Genomic DNA, 1,811 nt, shown 5'->3' on the forward strand with positions numbered 1-1,811 from the left:
TCCACCGGCTGGCAGAGCCAGAAGGGTGTTCTGCTCGGCTTCTATAACTTTGGAGGTCAGGCGGCCCGGATCAGCGCCATGAAGCCGGCGGATCGCGCAGCCTTCGCTGTTGCAGCCGGCCAGAAGATCTTCCCCGAATATGCCGAGAACTACGAGAGCGCTTTTTCCTTCGCCTGGCACCTGGCTGAATTCAATCTCGGCGGCTGGGCCGAGTGGAGCGAGACGGGTCGCAAGGAAGCCTATCCCGTGCTCTGCGAACCGGACGGTCGCCTCTATCTGGCCGGCGAACACCTCAGCTACCTTGGGGGCTGGCAAGCCGGTGCCATCGAGTCGGCCTGGCAGCAGATCGCAAAGATCCACGCCCGCGTGCAGCAGGCTTGAGACAGAGGATTATATGACGTCCGCACTTCGCTACGCGCTACCGCTCGCTGCCCTGGCGTCGGTCACGGCTTCCAGTGTCGCCCTGGCCGCTGGTCCGCCAAAAGACGCCTATGAGGACAATTGCTCCGCCTGCCACCAGGTCACCGGAAAAGGCATCAAGGGGGCCTTTCCAGCCCTGGCCGCGTCACCGCTGGTCACAGGCCCGGCCCCGGTGCTGGTCTCCACGGTCCTGAACGGCAGGGCCGGCATGCCTGCCTTCAAGGACGACCTCAGCGACGCCGAACTGTCGGGCATCCTGACCTATATCCGCGCGTCCTGGGGCAACAAGGCCTCTGCGGTCACCCCGGCCGACGTCGCGCGGGTCCGCAAGGCCCCGCCCAAGGCCCGCGGCCTTCAAGCTCACTGATCGACGCCCTCAAGGAGAAGACCATGAACCGCATTGCCTCCCTCGCCGCCGGCCTCGCCCTGGCCGCCGGTCTCACCGGAATGGCCCAGGCCCAGGACATCGTTCGCGGCGGCGACCCCAAGTCGGCGATCGCCAGCGTCGTCACAGTGCCGGCCGGCTATGACACCATCTATGTCAGCGGCATGACCCCGCCGGTGGTGGATGCCACGGCCACCGGCGTCGCCAAGTTCGGCGATACCAAGACCCAGACCATCGGCGTCATCAAGCGCCTGCAGGACGCCCTGAAGACCCAGGGTGCAGACCTCAAGGACGTCGTCATGATGCGCGTCCTGCTGGTCGGTGACCCGGCCAAGGAAGGCAAGATGGACTTCGCCGGCATGATGGAGGGCTACAAGATGTATTTCGGCACAGCCGAACAGCCCAACAAGCCCTCGCGCATCACCAGCCAGGTTTCCGCGCTGGTCGCCGACGGCATGCTGGTCGAGATCGAGGTCCAGGCGGCCCGCAAGAAGTAGGACGATCCGGCCCGGCTTTTGCCGGCATGGTTCGACACAGAGAGGGGAGACGGACGCCGGTCCGCCTCCCCTTTTTTGTCTTGGCGCTCCTGTTTCCAGGCGAAGCCAACTGATTTCATGGTCTGGCGAATTTTCTTCGATGACAACGTTGTCAAACAGGTCGGACGCGGCTATAGAGCGTGTGCCCTTATCGGGCGTTTCCTCCCAATGACTCGGCCGCCCTTCTCCTGCAGGGCGGCCGTCTTTTTGTCTGGAGGGCGCTATCGCGCGATCAGCCGCGACGGCCAGCCGACCCGGACCAGCAGATTGTCCGGACCGGCAATGCCGACCTCATACATGCCCCATTCGCGGTGACGCAGAACCCCGCCGGGCCGAATGATCAGGTCATCAACCCGCGCGGCAATCGCCTCGACGTCAGGCGTTCGAATGAAGATACCAAAGGGATTGTGGTCCGGCACCCGCCATTCGCCGGGTCCGGCCTGGGTCAGGTGCACCTCGCAACCCCACCC

The 1,811-nt window shown here is 64.7% G+C and carries 3 protein-coding genes and 1 pseudogene; 3 read left to right on the forward strand and 1 reads right to left on the reverse strand.

From position 1 onward, the window contains the following. From DBR10_RS20190 to DBR10_RS16035, 3 genes are all read left to right on the forward strand, one after another. The coding region (locus DBR10_RS20190; RefSeq protein ID WP_233243446.1) for an FAD-dependent oxidoreductase at positions 1-381 on the forward strand (381 nt) is incomplete at its 5' end. A gap of 13 nt (positions 382-394) precedes the next feature. Next, a complete protein-coding gene (locus tag DBR10_RS16030) occupies positions 395-787 on the forward strand; it encodes a c-type cytochrome (protein WP_108505302.1) in 393 nt (130 codons plus the stop codon). Between the two features lie 23 nt (positions 788-810). Next, positions 811-1,302: a RidA family protein gene (locus DBR10_RS16035; RefSeq protein WP_108505303.1), complete on the forward strand. Its 492-nt coding sequence runs from the start codon at positions 811-813 to the stop codon at positions 1,300-1,302. A gap of 260 nt (positions 1,303-1,562) precedes the next feature. On the opposite strand, the pseudogene DBR10_RS19375 reads toward DBR10_RS16035, so the two are convergent. Beyond that, positions 1,563-1,811 (reverse strand): annotated as a pseudogene (locus DBR10_RS19375) (glyoxalase); the annotation flags it as partial.

This window comes from Caulobacter sp. HMWF025, assembly GCF_003060965.1.
Lineage (GTDB): Bacteria > Pseudomonadota > Alphaproteobacteria > Caulobacterales > Caulobacteraceae > Caulobacter.